The organism is Streptomyces sp. NPDC055400 (assembly GCF_053644375.1).
In genome coordinates, this window is record NZ_JBSHLM010000017.1 from 152,191 (window position 1) to 171,587 (window position 19,397).

Here is a 19,397-nt window from a genome sequence, read left to right on the forward strand (position 1 = left end):
GCACCGCCTGACACGGACACACGGCCGACCGCCGGTCCCGCGCGCCTTCAGGTGCCGGGGCCGGCGGCCTTTCCGGTCTCGCGGATCCGGCTCCCTCACCATGGCACCGGGGCGCTGGAGCGGCATCCGGGAAGCGAGACAGGTCTGGACCGGGGGGAGCAACCGGCGCCGGGCATGGCAGTCTTGGGTCATGGCCGTGCAGATCAACCCCAGCATCCTGTCCGCGGACTTCGCCCGCCTTGCCGAGGAGGCAAAGGCCGTCGAGGGCGCCGACTGGCTCCATGTCGACGTCATGGACAACCATTTCGTCCCGAACCTGACCCTCGGGGTGCCGGTCGTGGAGTCCCTGGCGCGGGCCACGGACATCCCGCTGGACTGCCATCTGATGATCGAGGACGCCGACCGCTGGGCCCCGCAGTACGTCGAGGCCGGCGCCGGCTCCGTCACCTTCCACGCGGAGGCCGCGGCCGCCCCCATCCGGCTGGCCCGCGAGATCCGCGCCAAGGGCGCCCGCGCCTCCATGGCGCTCAAGCCGGCGACCCCCATCGAGCCGTACGAGGACCTGCTCCCCGAGCTGGACATGCTGCTGATCATGACCGTCGAGCCGGGCTTCGGCGGGCAGGCCTTCCTGGACCTCATGCTGCCGAAGATCCGCCGGACCCGGGAGCTGATCAGCAAGCACGGCCTCGAGCTCTGGCTTCAGGTCGACGGCGGCGTCTCGGCCTCCACCATCGAGCGCTGTGCGGAGGCGGGCGCCGACGTCTTCGTCGCCGGCTCCGCCGTCTACGGCGCCGCCGACCCCGCCCAGGCGGTACGTGCACTGCGCACGCAGGCCGAGACGGTGTCGGCCGCCGCGGCCTGGGCATGCGGCCACTGAGCCACGGGAACGTGAACGCCGCCCATCAGGGCAGATCAAGTCCGCCACATCTGCAAGGATGAACGGCGAGTCCAGGTTGTGAACAGCAGTGAGGAGATCGCCGTGTCGGCACTGTCGCCGGGTCGCTCAGCGATGCGGATGGGACCCGCGGAGCTGGTGCAGGCGGCGGCCATGGCCCGCCGCTTCTATCTCGAGGGCAAATCCAAGATCCAGATCGCCGAGGAGTTCGGCGTGAGCCGCTTCAAGGTGGCCAGGGTCCTGGAGACCGCGCTCGAACGTGATCTCGTACGCATCGAGATCCGCGTACCGGCCGAGCTCGACGCGGAGCGCTCCGACGCGCTGCGCGCCCGCTACGGCCTGCGGCACGCCGTGGTGGTCGAGTCCCCGGCCGAGGCCGAGGAGTCGCCCGACCCCGAGAACCTCGGCGAGGTCGCGGCCGACCTCCTGGGCGAGCTGGTCTCCGAGGGCGATGTGCTCGGCCTTGCGTGGGGCCGGTCGACCATCCACATGGCGGCCGCGCTCGACCGGCTGCCGCCCTGCACGGTCGTGCAGCTCACGGGCGTGTACGACGCCGGGACCGCCGAGCGCGGCTCCGTAGAGGCCGTGCGGCGTGCCGCCCAGGTCTCCGGCGGCGAGGCCCACCCGATCTACGCCCCGATGCTGCTGCCCGACCCGGCCACCGCGGCCGCGCTGCGCAGCCAGACGGGCATCGCCCGCGCCTTCGAGTACTTCGACAAGGTCACGGTCGCCTGCGTCTCCATCGGCTCCTGGGAGCCCGGCATCTCCACCGTCCACGACATGCTCAGCGATGAGGAGCGGGCCCACTACGCCTCGCTCGGCGTCGCCGCCGAGATGTCCGCGCACCTCTTCGACGCCGAGGGCCGCCGCGTCGGCCGTGACCTGGGCGAGCGGTGCATCACGGTCGAGGCGGACCGTCTGCGGCGCATACCGGAGGTCGTCGCCATCGCGGGCGGCCAGCGCAAGGCCGCCGCGATCGACGCGGTGCTGAGGTCGGGGCTCGTCACCAGCCTGGTCACGGACACGGCCGCCGCGGACTTCCTGCTCACCGCGGGCCCCACGCCCAAGCCGGCGCTGAACCGTGCCGACCCGGACGGCGTCTGAGGCCCCGGTCCCGTCGCGCGGCGCTCACGTCGTGTGCCGCGCTCACCGGAGGCGGCTGTGGCAGCATCGGCGGCATGCTGCCGCGGCTTCTCACCCGCTTCCTCACCCTCCTCCCGGGGGCGCTGCTCGTCGCCCTCGCCCTGCTGGTCACCGGGTGCTCCGCACAGGACACGCAACAGGACACACGGGCCGCCCCGGGCCGCTCCACGCCCGCCTGGGCGCGGGGCATGGCCACGGTCCCCGAATCCCGGCTCCCCGCACAGGCCCGTACGACCCTCGGCCTCATCGACAAGGGCGGGCCGTTCCCGTACGCCAAGGACGGTTCCGTCTTCGGGAACTTCGAGCGGGAGCTGCCCCGGCAGAGCCGCGGCTACTACCACGAGTACACCGTCCCCACCCCCGGCGAGCGGGACCGCGGCGCCCGGCGCATCGTCACGGGGCAGAGCCACGAGACGTACTACACCGATGACCACTACGAGTCGTTCAAGGCGGTGCTGAGATGACCGGAGGTCCTCCCGACAGGATCCGTGTCCTCGACCTCGAAGGCGTCAAGGACAAGGCCGGGTTCATGGACCGGTGCGTGCGCGACCTGGAGCTGCCGGACTGGTTCGGCCGCAACTGGGACGCGCTGTTCGACGTCCTGACCGATGTCTCCTTCTGGCCCGACGGCAGGGACCAGGCGCTGCTCCTGTCCGTCGTGGGCTGGCGGGCCTACGCCAGTGCCAGGCCCGAGGACTGGGAGACCGCGCTCGATGTGTTCACCGACGCGGTCGACCGCAGGCGTGGCCGGGATCCGAGGCTCGTGATCGCCCTGACCCTTGGAGGATCCGACCACGCCCCCTCCCGACCGCCTGTGTAATCGTCCGTGGGCATGTGGTAGTGGCGGCATGGGACACTGAAGTACGTGCTTTTCCCCCACGGGCTGACCTGCCCGGGGGCCACCTCTGATCGACTGGGATGAGCAGCACGTGCGTTTCCTCAACGACATCCAGCCTGCGTACGACCTGACCTACGACGACGTCTTCATGGTGCCGAGCCGCAGCGCCGTGGGTTCCCGTCAGGCGGTCGACCTCGCTTCCCCCGACGGCACCGGCACCACGATTCCGCTGGTCGTCGCGAACATGACCGCGATCGCCGGGCGCCGCATGGCCGAGACCGTCGCCCGCCGCGGGGGCCTCGTCGTCATCCCGCAGGACATCCCGATCGAGGTCGTCACCGAGGTCATCTCCTGGGTGAAGACCCGCCACCTGGTCCTCGACACCCCCATCGTCCTCGCCCCGCACCAGACCGTCGCTGACGCGCTCGCGCTGCTGCCCAAGCGCGCGCACAACGCGGGCGTCGTCGTGGACGAGGAGCAGCGGCCCGTCGGCGTCGTCACGGACGCCGACCTGACCGGCGTCGACCGGTTCACGCAGCTGACCGAGGTCATGTCCAAGGACCTGCTCCTGCTCGACGCGGACATCGACCCGCGCGACGCGTTCAACAAGCTGGACCACGCCAACCGCCGCTACGCCCCCGCCGTTGGGCCGGACGGCCGTCTCGCGGGCATCCTGACCCGCACGGGCGCCCTGCGCGCGACGCTCTACACCCCGGCCACCGACGCGAACGGCAAGCTTCGCATCGCCGCCGCCGTCGGCATCAACGGCGACGTCGCGGGCAAGGCCAAGCTGCTCCTCGACGCCGGCGCGGACACCATCGTGGTCGACACCGCGCACGGCCACCAGGAGTCGATGATCTCCGCGATCAAGGCCGTCCGCGGCCTCGACCCCCAGGTGCCCATCGTCGCGGGCAACATCGTCGCCGCCGAGGGCGTCAAGGACCTCATCGAGGCCGGCGCCGACATCATCAAGGTCGGCGTGGGCCCCGGCGCCATGTGCACGACGCGCATGATGACCGGTGTCGGCCGGCCGCAGTTCTCCGCCGTCCTGGAGTGCGCCGCCGAGGCGAAGAAGTACGGCAAGCACGTGTGGGCCGACGGCGGCGTCCGTCACCCGCGCGACGTCGCCATGGCGCTCGCCGCCGGCGCGTCGAACGTCATGATCGGCTCCTGGTTCGCGGGCACGTACGAGTCCCCGGGCGACCTCCAGCACGACGCCCAGGGGCGCGCGTACAAGGAGTCCTTCGGCATGGCCTCGGCTCGCGCCGTCAGGAACCGGACCTCCGAGGAGTCCGCGTACGACCGCGCACGCAAGGCGCTGTTCGAGGAGGGCATCTCCACCTCGCGCATGTTCCTCGACCCGCAGCGTCCGGGCGTCGAGGACCTGATCGACTCGGTCATCGCGGGCGTCCGCTCCTCCTGCACCTACGCGGGTGCCAACTCCCTCGCGGAGTTCGAGGAGAAGGCCGTCGTCGGCATCCAGTCCGCCGCCGGTTACGCGGAGGGCAAGCCGCTGCACGCCAGCTGGAGCTAGCCGCTCCGCCGCAGGATCCGGCCCCGCGCCCCCTTCTGGGGGCGCGGGGTTCTGCTTTTTCCGGCAGGAACGCACGCAACGGACGAAACGGACCGCGCAACGTTCGTCCGCACCCGCGCGCACCACGCAACGTTTGTGCGCGCATACGCAAGGTTGCTGCATTACAGCTGGGAACAGAAACCCTTTAGAGTCAACCGCTGTACGTGGCGTGGCGGGGACGGCCTGCTCGGCGGTCCCCGGTCTGTGCGGGCTGTCGTTGCTTGTTGTCCCCGGTGCGCGCCCACCTGACCGGCAGCGATGAAGGAGCCAGCCCGTGCTCGACCACGGCGCACCACCGCGCACCCGAACAACCGAGACCCCCACCCCGGGCCTCGGCGCCAGGCTGATGCGGCGCAAGCCGGTGGAATCCCTGGTCGCGGAGGGTGGCCAGGGCGAAGGCGGCAGTCTGCGCCGCTCGCTCGGCATGTGGCAGCTGACCATGATCAGCATCGGGGCCACGCTCGGCACCGGCATCTTCGTGGTGCTCGGCGAGGCCGTCCCGAAGGCGGGCCCCGCGGTCACCCTGTCGTTCGTGATCGCCGGTCTCACGGCCCTCTTCTCGGCGCTCTCGTACGCCGAACTGGCCGGGACCATACCGGTCGCGGGCTCCTCCTACTCGTATGCGTACGCAACGATGGGTGAGTTGATCGCCTGGATCTGCGGCTGGTGTCTGGTCCTCGAGTACGGCGTGTCGGTCGCGGCCGTCGCCGTCGGCTGGGGCGAGTACCTGAACGAGCTCCTGGACGGCACGATCGGCGTCACGATCCCCGACGCCCTGTCCGCGCCCCCCGGCGACGGCGGCATCTTCAACCTGCCGGCGCTGATCGTCGTGCTCCTCGCGATGGCGTTCCTGCTCGGCGGCGCCCGTGAGTCCGCCCGCGCCAACACGATCATGGTCGCCGTCAAGATCGTGGCGCTGCTGCTGTTCTGCGCCATCGGCATCAAGGGCTTCCAGTCCGGCAACTACGAGCACTTCATGCCGCTCGGCATGGCCGGAGTGAGCGCGGCCGGCGCGACGCTCTTCTTCTCGTACATCGGCTTCGACGCCGCCTCGACGGCCGGCGAGGAGGCCAAGAACCCGCAGCGCGATCTGCCGCGCGCCATCATGCTCTCCCTCGTGATCGTCACCGCGCTGTACGTCCTCGTGGCCGCCGTCGCCGTCGGCGCGCGCCCCTGGAAGCAGTTCAACGACTCCGAGGCCGCCCTGGCCGGGATCATGAAGGACGTCACCGGGCAGTCGTTCTGGGCGACGCTGCTCGCCGCCGGCGCCGTCATCGCCATCGCGTCCGTCGTGCTGACCGTGCTCTACGGCCAGACCCGCATCCTGTTCGCGATGTCCCGCGACGGCCTGGTGCCCAAGGTGTTCTCGAAGGTCCATCCGAAGACCGGCGCACCGCGCGCCAACACGGTGATCGTCTCGCTGTTCTGCGGTGTCCTCGCCGCCGCGATCCCGCTCGGCCAGCTCGCCGACGCGACCAGCATCGGCACGCTCTTCGCGTTCGCCCTGGTCAACATCGCGGTCGTGGTCCTGCGCCGCACACGCCCCGACATGAAGCGCACCTTCCGCGTGCCGCTCTCGCCGATCCTGCCGACGCTGGGCTTCGGCTTCTGCGTCTGGATGATGGGCAGCCTGTCCACCGTCACCTGGGTGGTCTTCGGCGTGTGGATGGCCGTCGGCCTCGTGTTCTACTTCCTTTACGGGGCCCGTCGCTCCCGACTCGCCTCCGCGCCTGCCCAAGAGAAGTGAACCACCTGCCTTGCTGAACGATCTCGACGAACGCATCGTGCACGCCCTCGCCGAGGACGCCCGCCGCTCCTACGCCGACATCGGCCAGATCGTCGGCCTGTCCGCGCCCGCCGTCAAGCGGCGCGTGGACCGGCTGCGGGCCACCGGAGCCATCACGGGTTTCACGGTGAGGGTCGACCCGGCCGCGCTCGGCTGGGAGACCGAGGGGTTCATCGAGATGTACTGCCGCCGCAACACCTCGCCCGAGGCCATCAAGCGCGGCCTCGAGCGGTACCCCGAGGTCGCGTCCGCGTCCACCGTCACCGGTGACGCGGACGCGATCGTCCAGGTCTTCGCCTCGGACATGCGGCACTTCGAGCGGGTCCTGGAACGCATCGCGGGGGAGCCGTTCGTGGAGCGGACCAAGTCGGTGCTCGTCCTGTCGCCGCTGATGCGGCGCTACACGTCGGGCTCGCCCGCGTAACACCGCACTTCGTGGGGCCACCCTGTACGGGCCGCGACCGCGAGCTCACCCGGGCGCGCAACAAATCGCCGTCAGTGGCCCTTGGGGCGCAACGGATCGTAACGGAAGACGCAACAGTCCCGTCTTGTCCCGCCGGCGCGGGGAAACGTACCGTCTTATCCGTTCCTCCTCCCCGTTTCGCACGCTCACTAGGACGCCCATGCCGCCGTTGCGCACCGCCCTGCTCCAGAGCTCCGGCCGCCCCGGGTCCGTCGACGAGAACCTCAAGGTGCTCGACGACGCCGCGGGCCGCGCCGCCGCGACCGGAGCCCGGCTCCTGGCGGCCCCCGAGATGTTCCTGACCGGGTACGCGATCGGCGACGACGTGGCCCGCCTCGCCGAGCCCGCCGACGGGCCCTCCGCGCAGGCCATCGCCGAGATCGCGGCCCGGCACGGCGTCGCCGTGGCCTACGGCTACCCGGAGCGCGACGGGGAGCTGGTGTTCAACTCGGCCCAGCTGATCGCCCCCGACGGCACCCGCCTTGCGAACTACCGCAAGACCCACCTCTTCGGCTGCTTCGAGCGCGACTCGTTCACACCCGGCGACCAGGCCGTCGTCCAGGCCGACCTCGACGGTGTCCGCATCGGCCTCATGATCTGTTACGACGTCGAGTTCCCGGAGAACGTGCGCGCGCACGCCCTGGCCGGCACCGACCTGCTCCTCGTACCGACGGCCCAGATGCACCCGTACCAGTTCGTCGCCGAGTCCGTCGTCCCCGTGCGGGCCTTCGAGAACCAGATGTACGTCGCGTACGTCAACCGGGTCGGCCAGGAAGGCGAGTTCGAGTTCGTCGGGCTCTCCACGCTCGCCGGCCCCGACGGTGTCGCCAGGGCGCGCGCCGGCCGCGGCGACGAGCTGATTTGTGCCGACGTCGACCCCGCCTTCCTGGCCGCGTCCCGTGAGGCCAACCCGTACCTCAGCGACCGCCGCCCGGGCCTGTACACGCCGCTGATCTGAGCCCCGAGCCGCCGCCCCGAACCTTCAGTACCTCAGTTCCCGCAAGGAGTCCGTACCCCATGACGTCCACGGTGCCCAACGCCGTCCAGCACACCGACGCGCAGCCCCCCATCACGATGTTCGGGCCGGACTTCCCGTACGCGTACGACGACTACCTCGCGCACCCCGCGGGCCTCGGCCAGATACCGGCGACCGAGCACGGCACCGAGGTCGCGGTCATCGGCGGCGGCCTGTCCGGCATCGTCGCCGCGTACGAGCTGATGAAGATGGGCCTCAAGCCCGTCGTGTACGAGGCGGACGAGATCGGCGGCCGGCTGCGCACCGTCGGCTTCGAGGGCACCCCCTCCGAGGCCGCCGGGCTGACCGCGGAGATGGGCGCGATGCGTTTCCCGCCGTCGTCGACCGCGCTCCAGCACTACATCGACCTGGTGGGCCTGGAGACGCGGCCCTTCCCCAACCCGCTCGCCCCCGAGACCCCGTCGACCGTCGTCGACCTCAAGGGCGAGTCCCACTACGCCAACACCGTCGACGACCTGCCGCAGGTCTACCGCGACGTCATGAACGCGTGGAACGCCTGCCTCGAAGAGGGCGCCGACTTCTCCGACATGAACCAGGCCATGCGGGAGCGCGACGTGCCGCGCATCCGCGAGATCTGGTCGAAGCTCGTCGACAAGCTCGACAACCAGACGTTCTACGGGTTCCTCTGCGACTCCGAGTCCTTCAAGTCCTTCCGGCACCGCGAGATCTTCGGGCAGGTCGGCTTCGGCACCGGCGGCTGGGACACCGACTTCCCGAACTCCATCCTGGAGATCCTGCGCGTCGTCTACACCGAGGCCGACGACCACCACCGCGGCATCGTCGGCGGTTCCCAGCAGCTCCCGCTGCGCCTGTGGGAGCGCGAGCCGGAGAAGATCGTCCACTGGGCGTACGGCACCTCGCTCGCCGAGCTGCACGACAGCGGGAAGCCGCGCCCGGCCGTGACCCGGCTGCACCGCACCGCGGGCAACCACATCACGGTCACCGACGCCTCCGGCGACATCCGCACCTACCAGGCGGCGATCTTCACCGCCCAGTCCTGGATGCTGCTGTCCAAGGTCGCGTGCGACGACTCGCTGTTTCCGATCGACCACTGGACGGCGATCGAGCGCACCCACTACATGGAGAGCTCGAAGCTCTTCGTGCCGGTCGACCGGCCGTTCTGGCTGGACAAGGACGAGGTCACCGGCCGGGACGTCATGTCGATGACGCTCACCGACCGCATGACGCGCGGCACCTACCTGCTGGACGACGGCCCGGACAAGCCGGCCACCATCTGCCTGTCGTACACGTGGTGCGACGACAGCCTGAAGTGGCTGCCCCTGTCGGCGAACGAGCGCATGGAGGTCATGCTCAAGTCGCTCGGCGAGATCTATCCCAAGGTCGACATCAGGAAGCACATCATCGGTAACCCGGTGACCGTGTCCTGGGAGAACGAGCCCTACTTCATGGGCGCGTTCAAGGCGAACCTGCCGGGCCACTACCGCTACCAGCGCCGCCTGTTCACGCACTTCATGCAGGACCGCCTCCCCGAGGACAAGCGGGGCATCTTCCTCGCGGGCGACGACATCTCCTGGACCGCGGGCTGGGCCGAGGGCGCCGTGCAGACCGCGCTCAACGCCGTCTGGGGCGTGATGCACCAGCTCGGCGGCGCGACGGACGGCACGAACCCCGGCCCCGGCGACGTGTACGACGAGATCGCTCCGGTCGAGCTGCCCGAGGACTGACGGGCGTGCGGGCGCCGGCAGACGCCGGGGCCCGCACCGCTCAGACCCCGGCCTCGCGCGCCGCCGTGTACACCTCGGCCGCGACATCCGTCAGCTCGTCCGCGTCACGGACGAGGCCCTGGAGGTCGATCAGCATCTCCTCGAGGCCCACCGCGCTGTGCGCGACCAGGTCCTCGACGATCTGCGCGACGCTGCCCTGGAACGGGCGGCGGTCGTCGCCCTTGTACGCGTCCCGCGTGTAGACCGTGTTCACCCGCAGCACGCTCTGGATCGGCTCCTTGCGGCCGCGCTCCTCGGCCAGTTCCCGCAGATTCCGCCACTGCTCGGCGAGCTGCTCGGCGCCCGCGGCCCCCGGCATCCAGCCGTCCGCGCGGTCCACGAGCCGGCGCGCGGCCTTCGGGCTGTTCGCCGGCAGGAGCACCGGGATCGGCCCGGCGGGCTTCGGCCCCACCACGGACGGTGCGATCGTCGTCAGCTCGCCCTCGTAACTGACCGGGTCGGGGCCCCACACGGCCTCGAACACGTCGAGCAGCTCGTCCAGGACCTGGCCACGCTTCTCGAACGGGGCCACGGACGCGGCCGCGTACTCGTCGTGGGACCACCCCGTGCCGATGCCCGCGACGACGCGGCCACCGCTCGCCGCGTCCAACGAGGCAAGCGCGCGCGCCAGTTGGAACGGCACGTGCAGAGGGCCGACGAGCACGCTCGTGCCGAGCCTGGCCCGCTCGGTGACGGCGGCGGCCAGAGTGAGGGAGACCAGCGGGTCGGCGACCGAGCGGTACTGGTCCGGCCAGGGCAGGCCCGGGACCCCGTACAGGCCCTGGCGGGCGGGCTCGGGGAACAGGATCCGCTCGAAGACCCACAGGCTCTCGTAGCCGATCTCCTCGGCGGCGCGGGCCACCGCCGGGATGTCGCGCCCGATGTCGTACTGCTTCATCTGGGGGAGGCTGAGGCCGAGTCGGGTCGCCATGCCGGTGCTCCTTCGCGTTCGCATCTGGGATCGCTCGCGTAACTCCTCGTCAACGTACAGCGATGACGAGGGAGTTCCGCGGCGAAGGCGGACGCGTGGCCGGATCAGTCCGGCAGAGGTGTGAGCATCATGCGGCCGACCAGCCCGACTGAGGTGTCGAGGCGCCGGACGAACTCCTCCGTGACGTCCGGGAATTCACGAAGCACCCACAGGGCGCGGGCCGCCGCCCATGCGCCGTCCCTGGCGCGCTCCAGGCTCCAGGAGCCGAGCAGATGGGTGAGGGGATCGGCGATCTGGAGCAGATCGGGGCCCGGCATCAGATCTTCGCGGATGCGCTCCTCCAGCGAGACGAGGAGATCGCCCACGCGGTCGAACTCATCCTCCACGTCGGCCGGTTCGCAGCGAAGCGTACGGCAGGTGTCCACGACGGCGAGCGCCAGATCGTGGCCGATGTGCGCGTTGATGCCCGCGAGCGCGAACTGCAGGGGGCGTACGCCCGGATGGCGCCGGTACTGGAGCAGCGGGCGCCAGCAGGCGGGCGGACGGTGGTCGGGGGAGCGGGTCTCGACGGCTGCCAGATAGCGCTCGGCGAAGCGAACATCCAGCGTGGTCGCGGCTTCGGCGTCGGCGAACCGGCCGCCGTCGATGTGCCGGTCGACCTCTTCCGTGACGGACAGATAGACCCGGTTGAAGACGGCCACGCCGTCGCAGGCGGGCCAGGACGCGGCCAGCTCACGCATCCGGGCCACCACGGCGTCGACCCCGCGCGCGGCGGGCGTGCACTTCGCGAACCGTTCCAACTGCGCCATGGGGGCAGGTTCTCAAGCCTAGGCTGGCGCGCGTGCCGCCAGGCCGGGGGCTTCCCCAGAACGAGGGAACGGGCCGGGCACCGTGCGTGGGGGGAAGGGGAGAACAGCGTGTCAGGCTTACGTGCGCAGCGACTGGCCGAGCGTCGCGCCGAGCGCCGGGGCGCCGCCCGCCGGGGGGCCATGGCGGCGGCCGCGTCGCTGGTCGCGGCGGTCGGCACGGTCGCCGGGATGGTGTCGACGCTCGACGGGCCCGAGGGCGGCGATGTGGCGCGGCCCCGGGTGACGCGGTCGCCCGGCCTGCTTCCGCTGCCGGCCGTACCGACCGCGACATCCGCCTCGGCCTCGCCCGGCGCGTCGCCCTCCCCGTCGGATGCGAAGACGCCGAAGAAGAAGCCGAAGCCCACTCCGAGCGCGTCCACCGGACGGCCCGTGGCGCCCGCCTCCACACGCCTGTACCGGCACACCGACTCCCAGGTGATCGACTGGGTCAGGGCCCACCGCTCGGACCCGCGGCGCCCCCTCATCGAGTCCCGGATCGCCGACCGGCCCGCCGCCGTCTGGTTCGCCGACTTCACGCCCGGCACCATCACGTCCCGGGTGCGCGCGGTGACGTCGAGTGCGGAGCGCGAGGGCCGGGTCCCGGTGCTCGTGCCGTACGCGATACCCGAGCGCGACTGCGGGGGCGCGTCCGAGGGCGGGGCGCCGGACATCGCCGCGTACGACAGCTGGTCGCGGAAGTTCGCGGCGGGCCTCGGCTCCGGCGAGGTCGTCGTGATCCTCGAACCCGACGCGCTCTCCCAGACCGAGTGCCTCTCCGGCGGGCAGCTCGCCGACCGGTACGCGGCGCTGGCCCGCGCGGGCCGCGCTTTCAAGTCCGCGAACCCCAGCGCCCGGGTGTACTACGACGCCGGGCACTCCGACTGGAACCCCGCCGGTACCCAGGCGGCCCGGCTGCGAGCGGCGGGCGCCGCGTCGCCCGCCTCGTCGGACGGCATCTTCACGAACGTCTCCAACTTCAACCGCACCTCCGCCGAAGTGGCCTACGCCCGCCGGGTCCTGGCGGCGATGGGCGGTCCGCCGTCCCTGGGCGCCGTGATCGACACCAGTCGCAACGGCAACGGCGCCCCGGCGAACGGCGCGTGGTGCGACCCCTCGGGCCGCAAACTGGGGCAGGCGCCGACCCTGCGCACCGGGGAGCGCGGGATCGACGCCTACTTGTGGGTGAAGCTGCCGGGGGAGTCGGACGGCTGCAGGGGCGAGCCGGGATCGTTCGCCCCGGACTACGCCTACGACTTGGCGGACTGACCGCCGGAAGCATCGCCGGCCGCTTCGTCGTACGAAGAGGTCCCCTCGTCGAGCAGGGGCTCCTGCGTCTTGAGATGCGCGGGAGCCATGGCGCGCAGCGCGTGGTAGCCGGTGATGACGACGAGCGTGCCGAGGGCGATGCCGCTCAGCGAGAAGTTGTCGGTGAACTTCAGGGAGACATTGCCGATGCCGATGATGATGCCCGCCGCGGCCGGCACCAGATTCAGGGGATTGCGCAGGTCCACCCGGGCGTTCATCCAGATCTGCGCGCCGAGCAGGCCGATCATGCCGTAGAGGATCACGGTGATGCCGCCGAGGACGCCCCCCGGGACGGCGGCCACGATCGCGCCGAACTTCGGGCACACGCCGAAGAGCAGGGCGAAACCGGCGGCCGCCCAGTACGCGGCGGTCGAGTAGACGCGGGTCGCGGCCATCACGCCGATGTTCTCGGAGTACGTGGTGTTGGGCGGGCCGCCGACCGCGGTGGAGAGCATGGAGCCGACGCCGTCGGCGGAGATCGCGGTGCCGAGCTTGTCGTCGAGGTTGGCCCCGGTCATCTCGCCGACGGCCTTGACGTGTCCGGCGTTCTCGGCGATCAGCGCGATCACGACGGGCAGCGCGACGAGGATCGCCGACCACTGGAACGACGGGGCGTGGAAGGAGGGCAGGCCGATCCATTCGGCCTTGCCGACGCCGGACAGGTCCAGGCGCCAGTGGTCGACGGCCTCGGCACCGCCGGACACGGAGTGGATCCGGCCGAAGATCCGGTCGAACACCCAGGAGATGCCGTAGCCGAAGAGCAGCCCGAGGAAGATCGCGATGCGGGACCAGAAACCGCGCAGGCACACCACGGCCAAACCGGTGAACAGCATGACGAGGAGCGCGGTCCACTGGTCCTGCGGCCAGTACGTCGACGCCGTCACCGGCGCGAGGTTGAAGCCGATCAGCATGACGACCGCGCCGGTGACGACCGGCGGCATGACGGCGTGGATGATCCGTGCGCCGAACTTCTGGACCGCGAGCCCCACCAGGAACAGCGCGGCGCCGACCACGAACACCGCTCCGGTCACCGTGGCGCTGGACCCGCCCTGTGCCCGGATCACCGCGGCGACGCCCACGAAGGAGAGCGAGCAGCCCAGGTAGCTGGGCACGCGGCCACGGGTGGCGAGCAGGAAGATCACGGTCGAGACGCCGGACATCATGATCGCGAGGTTCGGGTCGAGGCCCATCAGGACGGGCGCCACGAAGGACGCACCGAACATCGCGACGACGTGCTGGGCGCCGAGCCCGAGCGTGCGCGGCCAGGTGAGCCGTTCGTCCGGGTGCACGACGTCGCCCGGAGCCGGGGTGCGCCCGTCGCCGTGGAGTTTCCAGCGCACACCGAGGTCCATGTGAGTTCTGCTTTCTGTGGTGCTTTTGTGGCTCGAAATGATCGCCGCCATGTTAATGCGCCGTAAGGCCACTTTCGCGCCACGCCCGGCGGCACCGATCTCATCCATGAATCCCTGCCGGAGGCATTGTCACGCCCACCTCGGCGCCCTACGCTCGCACGGCTCGCTCCATGAACGTCGTTCAGATATGTGATGGGAGTTGTGATGCGTGCCCGATCCCGTGTGCGTCTCGGTGCCCTGCTCACCGCGGCGGCCGCCCTCGCCGCCGTGACCGCCGTCCCCGTGTCGGCCCAGTCCGCGACGACCGGCGTGAGCGCCCCGCGTACCGCCGTCCTCGACGGCGAGCGCCTGCTGCGGACCAAGCAGCACCTCGACCACGGCGACCCGCAACTCAAGCGCGCGGTCCGGGACTTGACGGCCCACGCCGACACCTGGCTGGACCAGGGCCCCTGGACCGTCGTCGACAAGCCGAAGCCCGCACCCGGCGGCGACGTCCACGACTATCTGAGCCAGGCCCCCTACTGGTGGCCCTCACAGACACCGACCGCCGACAACCCCTGGGGCTGCCCCTACGTCCAGCGCGACGGCCAGCGCAACCCCGAGGTCGACACCGGGACCGACCGCCAGGACGTGGAGAAGGTCTTCGACTCGACGTACGACCTCGCCCTGGCCTGGTTCTACACAGGCCGCAAGGAGTACGCGGAGAAGGCCGCCACCGTCCTGCGCACCTGGTTCCTCGATCCGGCCACGCGCATGAACCCGAACCTGGACCACGCTCAGTTCATCCCCTGCAAGTACGACGGCCGGGCCATCGGCATCATCGACTTCTCCCAGTCGTACACCAGCGTCACCGACGCCGTCGCCCTCCTCGGCACGGGTGCCCCCGGCTGGTCGAAGGGCGACCGCTCGGCGATGGGGGAGTGGAACAAGGACTTCCTCGGCTGGCTCGTGAACAGCGACTTCGGCAAGCAGGAGGGCGCCGCCGAGAACAACCACGGCACGTTCTACGACCTCCAGGTCGCCGCCCTCTCCTACGCGACCGGCGACACCGCCCTCGCCCGCCGGACCGTCCTCGACGCCCGCACCAAGCGCATCGCCCCGCAGATCGCGGGCGACGGCAGCCAGCCGCAGGAGCTCGCCAGAACCCGCAGCTGGCACTACTCGACCTTCGACCTGGTCGCCTACACCCGGCTCGCCGCGATCGGGCGGCACGTGGGCGTGGACCTGTGGTCGTACCGGGGCCCGGACGGGCAGAGTCTGTTCAAGGCCGTCGACTATCTGCTGCCCGCGGCCACCGGGGCGACGGCGTGGCCGCACCCCGAGCTGGAGTTCCACCGGTTCGCGGCGAGCGACGTCGTGCACGCGGCCGCCGACGCCGGGAGCGCGGCGGCGAAGCGGGCGGTCCCGGATCTGGAGGCGCCGCCCGGCGGGGACCTGTGGGCGCTGCGCCCGGCGGCCGAGCAGCTCGACTCGATCGCGGGCTGAGCGGGTCGCGTCACACCCCGGCCCGGCCGGCTGAGCGTTTGCTTAGTCAAAGGTCGTACGATGGGGCTCTTGTACGTACCGCACCAGGAGCCCCACCCGTGACCGCCGAAGCCCTCGCCCGCCCCGCCCAGTCCCACGGCCGGCTCGTCCCCGTCGCCGTCCACTTCGACGACCTCGACGCGCTCGGCCTGCTCCACAACGCCCGCTACCCGGTGATGGTCGAGCGGGCCTGGACCGCGCTGTGGGCGGAGCGCGGCCTCGTCTTCGAGGGTGACTGGGTGGCGGCCGGCGACTTCTGCAACGCGGTCAAGGAACTGCGCATCACGTACGACGCGCCGGTCGACCGACCCGGCGCGTACGCCGTGCACCTCTGGCTCGACCGGCTCGGCACCACCGGCCTGACGTACGGCTTCCGCTTCTGCTCGGCGGACGGTGGGACGACCTACGCCCACGGCACCCGCGTGCTCGTCCGCCTCGACCCGGCCACCCTGCGCCCCGCCCCCTGGAGCGAGATGTTCAGGACCCTTGGCCGTGAGCTCCTGCGCCCGCAGGACTGACGTCGGCCTGCTTCGTCCGCGTGCGGTCCCCCGTGCGCAGCACCCCCGCGAACACCGCGAGCCCGCACGCCAGGAACGTCACCAGACCGAACGACACCACCAGGCTCGTCGCGTCGGCGACCGTCCCGATCGCGGAAGGGGCGATGAGGCCCGAGGTGTACGTGATGGTGGCGACACCGGCGATGGCCTGGCTCGGATTCGGCCCGCTGCGACCCGCCGCCGCGAAGGCGAGCGGCACGACGACCGCGATCCCGAGGCCCATCAGGCCGAATCCGGCCATCGCGACCACCGGGTTCGGCGCCACCACGACGAGCAGTCCGCCGAGCGCGGCGCCCACCCCGCCGACCCGCACGGTGCGCACCGCGCCGAACCGGTCCACGATCCTGTCGCCGGCGAGCCGCGCCACGGCCATCGTGAGCGTGAACGCGGTGGTGCACGCGGCCGCGAGTCCGGCGGACGTGTCGAGGACGTCCCGCAGATAGACCGCCGACCAGTCCAGGCTCGCCCCCTCGGCGAAGACGGCGCAGAAGCCGACAGCGCCGATCAGCAGCGCCGACCTGGGCGGCAGCGCGAAGCGCGGCGGCGGCTCCTCGTCCTCCGTGGGGCGCAGGTCCAGCACGCCATTGCACGCGATGAAGCCCACGACCGTGAGGGTCGCCGCGGCGAGCAGGTGGTGCAGCCGGGCGTCGGAGCCGAGGTGCGCGGCCAGCGTGCCGGCCGCCGAACCGATGAGGGCGCCCACGCTCCACATGCCGTGCAGGCTGGACATGATCGACCGGTCGAGGCGGTTCTCGACCTCGACGCCCAGCGCGTTCATCGCCACGTCCGACATGCCCGCCGACGCGCCGTACGCGAAGAGAGACACACACAGCACGAGCAGATTCGGCGCGAGCGAGGGCAGGATCAGCGCGAGCGTCCACAGGGCCAGCAGCCCGCGCAGCGCCGTGCGCGCGCCGAACCGGTGGCTCACCCAGCCCGCGAGCGGCATCGCCACCGAGGCGCCGAGCGCGGGGAAGGCGAGCGCGAGTCCCAGCTGGCCGGCGCTGACCCCCGCGTGCTCCTGGATCCAGGGCACCCGGGTCGCGAACGACCCGGTGACCGCTCCATGGACGCAGAAGACGGCCGCGACCGCATGGCGGGCGCGCTTCAACTCCCTTGTCCCGTAACCGACTTCACTCATCCGGCGTGCCCCTCCCGATACCGTCCCCAGGCTGCTGGCGTAAACTATCAGGAACCCTGCCTGATAAATAGTCGGTTTCCCAGCGGTCTCCCCGTACGGCCCCGGTCCCGGCAGCGAAGGCGATCTGGAAGGATCCGCGCCATGCCCGCATCACCGAGTACCGCCAGGGCCATCAACGACCGGCTCGCACTGCGCCTCCTCCAGAGCGAAGGGCCCCTGACCGCCGGGCAGTTGAAGGAACTCACCGGCCTGTCCCGGCCCTCCGTCGCCGACCTCGTCGAGCGGCTCACGGCCCAGGGCCTGATCGAGGTCGTCGGGGAAGCCGGCGCCCGGCGCCGCGGCCCCAACGCCAAGCTCCACGGGATCGTCTCCGGACTCGCCCATCTCGCCGCGCTCGACGTCCGCACCGAGGGCGTCACCCTCACCGTCGCCGACCTGGTGGGCACGGTCCTCGCCGAGGCGTCCGCGCCCATCGACGACGAGGAGGGCACCGGCCCCGCCGTCGAACGGGCCGTCGCCCTGGTCGAGCGCACCGCGAAGGAGGCGGGCGCCGAACGCCTGCACACCGTGGGCATCGGCGCGCCCGGCCTCATCGACCCCGTCACCGGCGAACTGCGCGACTCGTCGGGCCTGCCCGAGTGGCACCGCCGCCTCGTCGCCGCCCTCCACGAACGCCTGCCCGCCCGCGTCCTGGTCGAGAACGAGACCAACCTCGCCGCCCTCGCCGAACAGCGCGACGGCGCGGCCCGCGACCGCGACACGTTCGCCCTGCTCTGGCTCGGCCACGGCATCGGCGCCGCGGTCGTCCTCGACGGCGTCCTGCGCCGGGGGGCCTCCGGCGGCACCGGCGAGATCGGCTTCCTGCCCGTGCCCGGGACGTCCGGACTCCCGTCCGCGACCGGGTGCGACGGAGGCTTCCACTCCCTGGCCGGATCCGCCGCCATCGCCGAACTCGCCCGTGCGCACGGCCTGGTGGGCCCGACGGCCGCACCGGGGGAGCCGGCCGCAGCGGCGCTCGTGCGTGAAGCGGTGCGGGCGGAGCCCGGGACTCCCGCCGCCCGCTTCCTCGACGCGCTCGCCGACCGGCTCGTCCTCGGCGCCGCCTCCGTCGTCGCCGTCCTCGACCCCGGCTGCCTCGTCCTGGGCGGCGAGGTCGGCCGCGCTGGAGGCGACCGCCTCGCGACCCTGGTCGCCGACCGCCTTGCCGCCATGTCCCCCCTGCCCACCGAGGTACGGGCCGGCGCACTCGGCGGCGCCGCGGTGCTGCGGGGAGCGCTGCTCATGGCGCGGGACGGGGCCCAGGACGACCTCTTCGCGCCGACGGACCGCTGAACCCCGCGCACGCACGCCGGTCAGCTCGCGGGGAACCGCCGCGCGAGGAACTCCTCGAACGTGCCCTTGCCCACTGCCCGCTCGGGCGTCAGATGCCCGCCGTCCCGCATGCCCTTGTACGTCTTCCCGGCCAGGCGCACCTCGACGAGCGGCCGGCGCCGATGGCTCGCGCGCAGGTAGGCGCGGGCCAGATCCGGGGCCGTACGCACCTCGGGACCACCCATGTCCGCCACGCGCCCCGCAGGTGCGCCCGTCGCCAACTCCGCCAGGCGGTCGGCCACTTCGGCGACCTCGACCGGCTGGTCGGCGACCCCCGCGGGAAGGAGCATCACCGGCAGCTTGGCCAGCGCCTGAAGTCCCTGGAACACCAGGTCGTGGAACTGCGTCGTGCGCAGCACCGTCCAGCCGAGACCCGACTCCTCGACCAGCTTCTCGACCGCGTGCTTGGACTTGTAGTAGCCGAGCGGCACCCGGTCCACGCCCACGATCGAGATGTACAGCAGATGCGCCACCCCGGCCCGCCCCGCGGCCTCGATCAGATGTCCGGCCGCCTTCTCGTCACCGCCGCGCGGCGTGCTCGCGCAGTGCACGATCGCGTCCACACCCGCGACGGCCTTGTCGAGTCCGGGGCCGCCCTCGCGCAGGTCCACCGCGTACGGCCGCGCGTGCCGGCTGAGCACGCGCACCTCGTGCCCGCCCGCGCGCAGCCGCTCGGCGACGAGCCTGCCGAGCGTTCCCGTGCCGCCGGTCACCAGGATCGTGGTCATCGCAGTTCAGCTCCTTCGTACACCGGACGCTCCACGGTGGAACGTCCCTCGCCAGGTGAGACCGGTGACGGCGCGAAAATGTGACATCGTCCGCGAGGTGCCTCAGGATTCCGCCGGCACGCCGCCCACCTCGGCGGTTGCGATGGTCACGCTCCCACCCCTGGCGGAGGGGGGCGCCCGGA

18 protein-coding genes are annotated in these 19,397 nt (G+C 71.7%); 13 read left to right on the forward strand and 5 right to left on the reverse strand.

Annotated elements, in window-relative coordinates:
* Window positions 1–190: 190 nt before the first annotated feature.
* The 9 genes from rpe to ACWIGU_RS36100 all read left to right on the forward strand — a co-directional run bounded on the left by rpe (window position 191) and on the right by ACWIGU_RS36100 (window position 9,419).
* Window positions 191–877 carry a ribulose-phosphate 3-epimerase gene (gene rpe / locus ACWIGU_RS36060; protein ID WP_100597433.1) on the forward strand — a complete coding sequence of 229 codons (687 nt, stop codon included), beginning with the start codon at window positions 191–193 and terminating at the stop codon, window positions 875–877.
* A 78-nt stretch (window positions 878–955) separates the two neighbouring features.
* A complete protein-coding gene (locus ACWIGU_RS36065) occupies window positions 956–1,999 on the forward strand; it encodes a sugar-binding transcriptional regulator (protein ID WP_326776733.1) in 1,044 nt (347 codons plus the stop codon).
* A 74-nt stretch (window positions 2,000–2,073) separates the two neighbouring features.
* A complete protein-coding gene (locus tag ACWIGU_RS36070) occupies window positions 2,074–2,502 on the forward strand; it encodes a ribonuclease domain-containing protein (protein ID WP_454405876.1) in 429 nt (142 codons plus the stop codon).
* A complete protein-coding gene (locus tag ACWIGU_RS36075) occupies window positions 2,499–2,858 on the forward strand; it encodes a barstar family protein (protein WP_454405877.1) in 360 nt (119 codons plus the stop codon). Before ACWIGU_RS36070 ends, ACWIGU_RS36075 begins: the two co-directional genes overlap by 4 nt.
* Before the next feature lie 109 nt (window positions 2,859–2,967).
* Window positions 2,968–4,410 carry a GuaB1 family IMP dehydrogenase-related protein gene (locus ACWIGU_RS36080; protein WP_454405878.1) on the forward strand — a complete coding sequence of 481 codons (1,443 nt, stop codon included), beginning with the start codon at window positions 2,968–2,970 and terminating at the stop codon, window positions 4,408–4,410.
* Between the two features lie 313 nt (window positions 4,411–4,723).
* A complete protein-coding gene (locus ACWIGU_RS36085; RefSeq protein WP_454405879.1) occupies window positions 4,724–6,196 on the forward strand; it encodes an amino acid permease in 1,473 nt (490 codons plus the stop codon).
* A 10-nt stretch (window positions 6,197–6,206) separates the two neighbouring features.
* Window positions 6,207–6,659: an Lrp/AsnC family transcriptional regulator gene (locus ACWIGU_RS36090; RefSeq protein ID WP_127828554.1), complete on the forward strand. Its 453-nt coding sequence runs from the start codon at window positions 6,207–6,209 to the stop codon at window positions 6,657–6,659.
* Window positions 6,660–6,858: 199 nt separating this feature from the next.
* A complete protein-coding gene (locus tag ACWIGU_RS36095) occupies window positions 6,859–7,656 on the forward strand; it encodes a carbon-nitrogen hydrolase family protein (RefSeq protein WP_454405880.1) in 798 nt (265 codons plus the stop codon).
* Window positions 7,657–7,715: 59 nt separating this feature from the next.
* Window positions 7,716–9,419 carry a flavin monoamine oxidase family protein gene (locus ACWIGU_RS36100; protein ID WP_454405881.1) on the forward strand — a complete coding sequence of 568 codons (1,704 nt, stop codon included), beginning with the start codon at window positions 7,716–7,718 and terminating at the stop codon, window positions 9,417–9,419.
* A gap of 40 nt (window positions 9,420–9,459) precedes the next feature.
* Here ACWIGU_RS36100 and ACWIGU_RS36105 read toward each other — a convergent pair whose 3' ends face one another.
* Together ACWIGU_RS36105 and ACWIGU_RS36110 are read right to left on the reverse strand one after the other, a co-directional pair.
* A complete protein-coding gene (locus ACWIGU_RS36105) occupies window positions 9,460–10,389 on the reverse strand; it encodes an LLM class F420-dependent oxidoreductase (RefSeq protein WP_454405882.1) in 930 nt (309 codons plus the stop codon).
* 104 nt (window positions 10,390–10,493) lie between these two features.
* Window positions 10,494–11,198 (reverse strand): DUF5995 family protein, encoded by a 705-nt coding sequence (locus tag ACWIGU_RS36110; protein ID WP_454405883.1) that lies wholly within the window; start codon window positions 11,196–11,198, stop codon window positions 10,494–10,496.
* A gap of 180 nt (window positions 11,199–11,378) precedes the next feature.
* Between ACWIGU_RS36110 and ACWIGU_RS36115 the strand changes: the two genes are divergently transcribed.
* Window positions 11,379–12,503 (forward strand): glycoside hydrolase family 6 protein, encoded by a 1,125-nt coding sequence (locus ACWIGU_RS36115; protein ID WP_454405954.1) that lies wholly within the window; start codon window positions 11,379–11,381, stop codon window positions 12,501–12,503.
* Here the strand turns inward: ACWIGU_RS36115 and ACWIGU_RS36120 are convergent.
* Window positions 12,485–13,894 carry a uracil-xanthine permease family protein gene (locus ACWIGU_RS36120; RefSeq protein WP_454405884.1) on the reverse strand — a complete coding sequence of 470 codons (1,410 nt, stop codon included), beginning with the start codon at window positions 13,892–13,894 and terminating at the stop codon, window positions 12,485–12,487. The genes ACWIGU_RS36115 and ACWIGU_RS36120 overlap by 19 nt on opposite strands.
* A 204-nt stretch (window positions 13,895–14,098) precedes the next feature.
* Here ACWIGU_RS36120 and ACWIGU_RS36125 point away from each other — a divergent pair, with 204 nt between their 5' ends.
* Together ACWIGU_RS36125 and ACWIGU_RS36130 are read left to right on the forward strand one after the other, a co-directional pair.
* Window positions 14,099–15,379: an alginate lyase family protein gene (locus ACWIGU_RS36125; protein WP_454405885.1), complete on the forward strand. Its 1,281-nt coding sequence runs from the start codon at window positions 14,099–14,101 to the stop codon at window positions 15,377–15,379.
* Window positions 15,380–15,477: 98 nt separating this feature from the next.
* Complete coding sequence (locus ACWIGU_RS36130) at window positions 15,478–15,936, forward strand: acyl-CoA thioesterase (RefSeq protein WP_454405886.1); 459 nt, start codon at window positions 15,478–15,480, stop codon at window positions 15,934–15,936.
* Here ACWIGU_RS36130 and ACWIGU_RS36135 read toward each other — a convergent pair.
* Window positions 15,896–17,116, reverse strand: a complete 1,221-nt coding sequence (locus ACWIGU_RS36135; RefSeq protein WP_454405887.1) for an MFS transporter — start codon at window positions 17,114–17,116, stop codon at window positions 15,896–15,898. The two genes, ACWIGU_RS36130 and ACWIGU_RS36135, sit on opposite strands and share 41 nt — an antisense overlap.
* 141 nt (window positions 17,117–17,257) lie before the next feature.
* Here ACWIGU_RS36135 and ACWIGU_RS36140 point away from each other — a divergent pair, with 141 nt between their 5' ends.
* Window positions 17,258–18,448, forward strand: coding sequence for an ROK family transcriptional regulator (locus ACWIGU_RS36140; protein ID WP_454405888.1), 1,191 nt, complete (start codon window positions 17,258–17,260; stop codon window positions 18,446–18,448).
* Window positions 18,449–18,468: 20 nt separating this feature from the next.
* On the opposite strand, the gene ACWIGU_RS36145 is transcribed toward ACWIGU_RS36140, so the two are convergent.
* The gene (locus ACWIGU_RS36145; protein ID WP_454405889.1) at window positions 18,469–19,215 is read right to left on the reverse strand and encodes an SDR family oxidoreductase; all 747 of its coding nucleotides are present in this window, start codon (window positions 19,213–19,215) and stop codon (window positions 18,469–18,471) included.
* Between the last annotated feature and the right edge of the window lie 182 nt (window positions 19,216–19,397).